At 71.1% G+C, this 6,019-nt stretch carries 9 protein-coding genes; 3 read left to right on the forward strand and 6 right to left on the reverse strand.

Going from position 1 to position 6,019, the window contains the following annotated elements; all coding sequences use genetic code 11:
- Together I59_RS12495 and I59_RS12500 are read left to right on the forward strand one after the other, a co-directional pair.
- Positions 1-372: cell wall metabolism sensor histidine kinase WalK (locus I59_RS12495; protein ID WP_031273740.1), on the forward strand; the 372-nt coding region annotated here is incomplete at its 5' end.
- An 89-nt stretch (positions 373-461) separates the two neighbouring features.
- Positions 462-2,468: a potassium transporter Kup gene (locus tag I59_RS12500; protein WP_261976576.1), complete on the forward strand. Its 2,007-nt coding sequence runs from the start codon at positions 462-464 to the stop codon at positions 2,466-2,468.
- 43 nt (positions 2,469-2,511) lie between these two features.
- Here I59_RS12500 and I59_RS12505 read toward each other — a convergent pair whose 3' ends face one another.
- The 3 genes from I59_RS12505 to I59_RS22205 form a co-directional block, all read right to left on the reverse strand.
- A complete protein-coding gene (locus I59_RS12505; protein ID WP_031273742.1) occupies positions 2,512-3,387 on the reverse strand; it encodes a DUF808 domain-containing protein in 876 nt (291 codons plus the stop codon).
- A gap of 149 nt (positions 3,388-3,536) precedes the next feature.
- The gene (locus I59_RS23525; RefSeq protein WP_022904156.1) at positions 3,537-3,662 is read right to left on the reverse strand and encodes a hypothetical protein; all 126 of its coding nucleotides are present in this window, start codon (positions 3,660-3,662) and stop codon (positions 3,537-3,539) included.
- Between the two features lie 75 nt (positions 3,663-3,737).
- Complete coding sequence (locus I59_RS22205) at positions 3,738-3,950, reverse strand: hypothetical protein (RefSeq protein ID WP_022904157.1); 213 nt, start codon at positions 3,948-3,950, stop codon at positions 3,738-3,740.
- A gap of 63 nt (positions 3,951-4,013) precedes the next feature.
- Here I59_RS22205 and I59_RS12525 point away from each other — a divergent pair, with 63 nt between their 5' ends.
- Entirely contained in the window at positions 4,014-4,277 is a 264-nt protein-coding gene (locus I59_RS12525) for a hypothetical protein (RefSeq protein WP_022904158.1), read from the forward strand.
- 4 nt (positions 4,278-4,281) lie between these two features.
- On the opposite strand, the gene I59_RS12530 is transcribed toward I59_RS12525, so the two are convergent.
- The 3 genes from I59_RS12530 to I59_RS20980 form a co-directional block, all read right to left on the reverse strand.
- Complete coding sequence (locus I59_RS12530; protein ID WP_022904159.1) at positions 4,282-4,716, reverse strand: VOC family protein; 435 nt, start codon at positions 4,714-4,716, stop codon at positions 4,282-4,284.
- Positions 4,713-5,192 (reverse strand): VOC family protein, encoded by a 480-nt coding sequence (locus tag I59_RS12535; RefSeq protein WP_022904160.1) that lies wholly within the window; start codon positions 5,190-5,192, stop codon positions 4,713-4,715. Before I59_RS12535 ends, I59_RS12530 begins: the two co-directional genes overlap by 4 nt.
- Positions 5,193-5,369: 177 nt before the next feature.
- Positions 5,370-6,019 (reverse strand): TetR/AcrR family transcriptional regulator (locus I59_RS20980; protein WP_376764453.1); only part of this gene is annotated, 650 nt, incomplete at its 5' end.

The raw sequence follows: 6,019 nt of genomic DNA on the forward strand, positions 1-6,019 counted from the left end.
GGCGACCCGGGCCTCCTCGCACAGCTCCTCCGGAACCTCGCCGACAACGCCGCGCGGCACGCGACCTCGACCGTCGCGTTCGAGCTCGGCACCGCGGGAACCCACCTGGCGGTCCTGGCGGTCGAGGACGACGGAGCGGGCATCGCCGACACCGACCGCGAGCGCGTGTTCGACCGGTTCGTCCGGCTCGACGAAGCCCGCGCCCGGGAGTCCGGCGGCTCCGGACTCGGCCTCGCGATCGTCCGCGGCATCGTCGAGGCGCACGGCGGTTCCGTGCACGTCGAGCGAGCGGCGCTGGGCGGCGCACGCTTCGTCGTGACGCTGCCGCTCGCCGAGGGCGATCCGGCGGCCGGGGACGACGCCGACGCCTGATGTGCGCCACCTGCGAGCGCACGGCCCGCGCTGGTGCGAGGATGATCCGCGGTCGTCGCCCGGGCGACCACGCAACGGAAGAGACGAGCGTGACCGAGACCCGCTCTCACACACCCGCGACCGGCTCCGGCCCCGCCGCCGGTACGGCCGCCGACGACGCTGCCGTCAAGGCCGCGGGCGGCTCCGGCGACGACGCCGGACACGGCCCCGGCAAGGGCGTCGCCGCACTCGCGCTCGCAGCCCTCGGTGTCGTCTTCGGCGACATCGGTACCAGTCCGCTCTACGCACTCCGGACCGTGTTCACGATCGACGGCGGGATCGTCAAGGCCAACGAGGAGGACGTCTACGGCGTCATCTCGATGATGTTCTGGAGCGTCACGATCATCGTGTCGATCAAGTACGTCCTCGTCCTCATGCGCGCCGACAACAACGGGGAGGGCGGGGTGATGGCGCTCGCCGCCCTCGCCCGTCGGCTGTACGCGAAGCGGCGGGGCGGCGCGACGATCTTCCTCGTGATCGGCATCGTCGGCGTCTCGCTGTTCTACGGCGACTCGGTGATCACTCCAGCGGTGTCGGTGCTCTCCGCGGTCGAGGGGCTCCAGACCGCCACACCGAGCATCGAGCACCTCATCGTCCCGATCGCCGCGGTCATCCTGGTGGTGCTGTTCGCCGTGCAGCGCTTCGGCACCGGCAAGGTCGGCAACCTCTTCGGCCCGGTGATGCTGCTCTGGTTCCTCGTGATCGCCGCGGCCGGCGTCCCGCACATCCTGCAGGACCCCGGCGTCCTGCAGGGGCTCTCGCCGACCTTCGCGATCCAGTTCCTGATCGCCCATCCGTACATCACCTTCGTCGCCATGGGTGCCGTCGTCCTGGTCATCACCGGCGCCGAGGCGCTCTACGCCGACATGGGGCACTTCGGACGGAAGCCGATCCTCCGCGCCTGGTTCTTCGTCGTGTTCCCCGCGCTCGTGCTGAACTACCTCGGCCAGGCCTCGCTCGTCCTCCGTGACCCGTCGGCCGCGAAGGACCCGTTCTTCCTGCTCTTCCCCAGCGGACTGCAGCTGCCCGTCGTGGTGCTCGCGACCGCCGCGACCGTGATCGCCAGCCAGGCGGTCATCTCCGGGGCGTTCTCGCTCAGCCGCCAGGCCGTGCAACTCGGGCTGCTGCCGCCGCTGACGATCCGGCAGACCTCCCGGCAGGAAGGCGGCCAGATCTACCTGCCGGCCGTGAACCTCCTCCTGTTCATCGGTGTCATGGCCGTGATGCTCACGTTCCGCTCCTCGGCGAGCCTCGCGACCGCGTACGGCGTGTCGGTCACCGGGGCGCTCGTCGTCGACACCCTCCTGCTGCTGCTCGTGGTGAAACCGCTGTGGCACTGGGCGACGTGGAAGCTGGTCCTCGCGGCCGTCGTGTTCGGCGGGCTCGAGCTGACGTTCCTCGCGGGCAACCTCTCGAAGATCGTGCACGGCGGCTGGGTCCCGCTCCTCATCGCCCTGGCGGTGATCACGCTCATGACGACGTGGCGCCGCGGCCGGCAGCTCGTGCAGGAGGAGCGCAAGGAACGCGAGGGTTCGCTCGCCGACTTCATCGAGAAGATCAACACCAAGGGCATCCCGCGCGTCCAAGGCATCGCGGTGTTCCCGCACCCGAACAAGGAGACGACACCGCTCGCTCTCCGCGCGAACGTCGAGCACAACCACGTGGTGCACCGGACCGTCATCATCGTGTCGGTCATCACCGCGAACGTGCCGCACGTGCCGCACGCGAAGGCGTTCTTCCGCGACGACCTCGGCTACGAGGACGACGGCATCGACCACATCACGATCAAGTTCGGGTTCTCGGACGACCAGGACCTCCCGCGGGCGTTGCACGCGGCGTGCCTGGCCGAGGTCCTCGACCTGGACCCGGACGAGATGGAGCGTGCCTCGTTCTTCATCTCGCGCGGGGCGCTCCGACCGCAGCCCGGCAACCGCGGCATGGTGAGCTGGCGGAAGAAGCTGTTCGTCGGGCTCGCGCACAACGCCGCCGACCCGGCGGCTCGCTTCGGTCTGCCGGCACAGCGCACGGTGACGATGGGCAGCGACGTCGAACTCTGACGCCCGCTCCGGCACGAGCGCCGTCCGGCACGCGACCGCCCCGTCAGTGCGCTCGACCCCGCAGCCGCCCGAAGCCGAGCACGACCCCGACGACGACCATGCCGAGCGCGAGACCGAGGACGGCCGAGACCGCGGTGTCGACGATCCACGTCACCACGGGCCCTGCGGCCTCGATGGCGTGTTCGACGGCATGCAGCAGGTCGTCGGGCCCGTGCCAGAACGTCTCCGCGAGGTTCTGGATCACCAGATGGCCACCGACCCACAGCATCGCGACGGTCCCGACCACGCCGATCACCCGGAACACGGTGGGCATCGCACGGACCACCCGGGCGCCCGCCCGCCGGGTCGAGCGCGACGGGTTCTTCATCATCTGCAGCCCGATGTCGTCGATCTTCACGAGCAGCGCCACGGCGCCGTAGACCGCGAGGGTCATCACCAGACCGATGACGAGCAGCGCGCCGACCGTCGGCCAGAACCCCAGGTCGGGGTCGAGTCCGGCGAGCGCGATGAGCATGATCTCGGTGCTGAGGATGAGGTCCGTGCGGATGGCGCCGAACACGAGCTTCGGTTCGGTCGTCGGGGTCTCGGCGCCGGACTCGTGGTGCGTGCCGAACCACTCGGTGACCTTCTCGGCCCCCTCGAAGCAGAGGTACGTGCCGCCGATGAGGAGCAGCCACGGCAGCACCCACGGCGCGAACGCGGAGAGCAGGAGCGCCAGCGGGATGATGATGACGAACTTGTTGAACAGGCTGCCGAGCGCGATGCGCCCGACGACGGGGAGCTCCCGTGCCGGCGCGATCCCCTGCACGTACTGCGGCGTCACGGCGGCGTCGTCGATGACCACGCCCGCCGTCTTCGCACTCGCCTTCAGTGCGGCGGACAGGATGTCGTCGACGACCGCGAGCAACCCCACTGACATGCTGATCTCCTCGTGCCGGACCAGCCGGTTGCTGTCCGACCGCTCAGCCTAGCGGCCGGGTGCTGCGCACGAACGGACGGGAGGCTCGGTGCCAGCCGGCACCGCGCCTCCCGTCCGTCAGGTGGTCGCGTGAGCGACCTCGGATCGCGTCAGCGACCGTCGTTGATGAGTCCGAGCCACCGACCGAAGCGCTGCTCCGGCGCGTCGTGCAGCGACGGCACGGGGCGGCAGTGCTTCTCGTCGCGGTCGGTCGGCTGGGGGTCGGTCTGGATCATGGCTCGCTCCTCGTGAGATCGGTGTTCATGTGTACGCCGGAGCGGCTGGGTCCATTCCCGGGCCGGGCGACCGCGTCACTCGACGTGGTCGGACGGCTCCTCGGTCTCGACGCCGGTCTCGGCCGCGCGGTCGCGGAGGTGGTCGGCCATGGATGCCGCGCCCTCGTGACCGTGGTCGTGCTCGACCTGCTCGATGAGGCCGTGGAGCTTCTCCTCGTTGGTCGCCTCCTCGGCGCCGTCCATGACGGGGTGGTGCTGTTCTTCGGGTTCTCCGTGGTGTTCACTCATGCGCGGGACCGTACGCGCCGTGACCCTGGGGTCGGGGTACACCGCACTCCGTATGCTCGCAACATGGCTGACTTCACCGCTGACCAGGCCGCCGTCGTCCGGATCACGCGTACCGCGGAGGGGCGGTGGGACCTCGCCGTCGTGAGCGACAGCGGCGTCGTGATGGGTCGTGGCGTGTACCTCTTCGACGCCGAGCACGACGACGAGATGGACGAGATCGCCGCCGCACGCGAGTTCGTCGGCCAGTACGGTTTCGACTTCGCGCCGGACACCGTGCAGGAGGAGGCACCGGACACGTTCTGGGCGCCGCTCGTCGCCGCGGGGTGAGAGGTCAGTCGAGGCAGAACTCGTTGCCCTCGACGTCCTGCATCACGATGCACGACTCGTTCATGCCGTCCGCCGTCATGCGCCGGACCTGGGTCGCGCCGAGGGCCACCAGCCGTGCGCTCTCGGCGTCGAGGGCGGCCAGGCGCGCTGATCCGACCAACCCCGTGCCGACCCGGACGTCGAGGTGCACCCGGTTCTTGACGACCTTGTCCTCCGGGACGCGCTGGAAGAACAGCCGGGGGCCGATGCCGTTCGGGTCGTGGCAGGCGAACGCCGATCCCTGGTGTCCGGGCGGGAGCGACGCGTCGAACGCCGCCCAGTCCGCGAAGCCCGGTGGCGGCGGCGGGATGACGTAGCCGAGGACCGCGCACCAGAACCGTGCGACGCGCTCCGGCTCCGCGCAGTCGAACGTCACCTGGACCTGGCGCACGACACTCATGCGTCGGAGTCCGACCCCGAGGGTGCCCCGGCCCCGGCCCCGGCCCCGGCCCCGGCCCCGGTGTCCGCCACCGCCGCCGCCTCGTACCCGATGAGCCACGTGACGCCGAACGCGTCGCGCACCTGCCCGTCCCAGTCGCCCCACGGACGGCGTTGCAGCGGGTCGAGCACGACGCCGTCGACCGAGAGCGCCTCGAACCACCGGGTCAGTGTCTCCGGGTCGGCCGCGCCGAGCAGGGAGAACAGCAACCCCGACGAGCTGAACGACTCCTCGCCCTCGGCGGTGTCGGCCGCGAACAGCTCCAGGTCGCCGGCCAGCTGCCCGTGCGCGACCGCGTCGGGAGGGCCGTCGGTGCGGCCGAAGTCGCGGTAGGTGGCGGTGCGGACCTCGCCGCCGAAGACCTCGGACCACCGCTCGAGGGCGGCCCGAGCGGTGCCCGGGAACTGGAAGTACGGCGACGGACCCTTGGCGCGCATGCTGGGAGGGTACCGCTGGTGCCATCGGGCCGGAAGCGGTCGTGCCGAGCTTCCTGGTGCCTCCTGGCAGTCCTGGTCCGCGGAACCCGGTGTTCGCGAACCGGAACTGCCACGGCGCGGCGAGGCGTCGCGGTCATCCGCGGCTCGGAGGCTCCTCCGGGCGCCGCGGGGCCGGCGTCAGGCCGTCGCGAGCGCAGCCATCTCGGCCACGACGGCACGGAGCCGCTCCCCGAGCTCGGCGGCGCTGCGCACCGTGTCGCGGTGCGCGACCTCGGACAGCGCGGACATCACGAGCGTGACCACCGTGCGGGCGGTCTGCTCGTCCGTCCGGGTCGTGAGGACCGCGAGCATGGCGTGCCGCGAGTCCGCCATCCACCGCATCACCGTCGGCGTCATCTCGGGGCGGTGCACGAGGAGTTCCTTCGTCCGGCTCCGGTCGGACGGCAGCGGGACGCTCCGCGCGACGAGGGTGCACACGTCGTCCACGAGCCGCCCCTCACCGTCGCGGAACGCCTCGGCGACGCGGTCCGGCGTGACGACGGTGTCGAGCCCGAGCGCAGCGTGCGCCTTCGACGTGAAGTAGTTGAAGAACGTCCGCGGCGACACGTCGGCGTCGGCGCAGATCTGCTCGACCGTGACGCCGTCGAGCCCGTGCTCGAGGACACGGCCGAGGGCGGCGTCGTGGATGGCCTGCCGGGTCTGCTGCTTCTTGCGTTCGCGGAGGGTGCAGGGCCCGGGGTCGACGACGGTGTCGAGTGCGGGCGCCGGGGTGGTCACGAGGGTGCTCCTGACGAGGTCGTTTGTTGGTGGGGGGGGGGGGGGGGGGT

The organism is Curtobacterium sp. B8 (assembly GCF_000333315.1).
GTDB lineage: Bacteria > Actinomycetota > Actinomycetes > Actinomycetales > Microbacteriaceae > Curtobacterium > Curtobacterium luteum.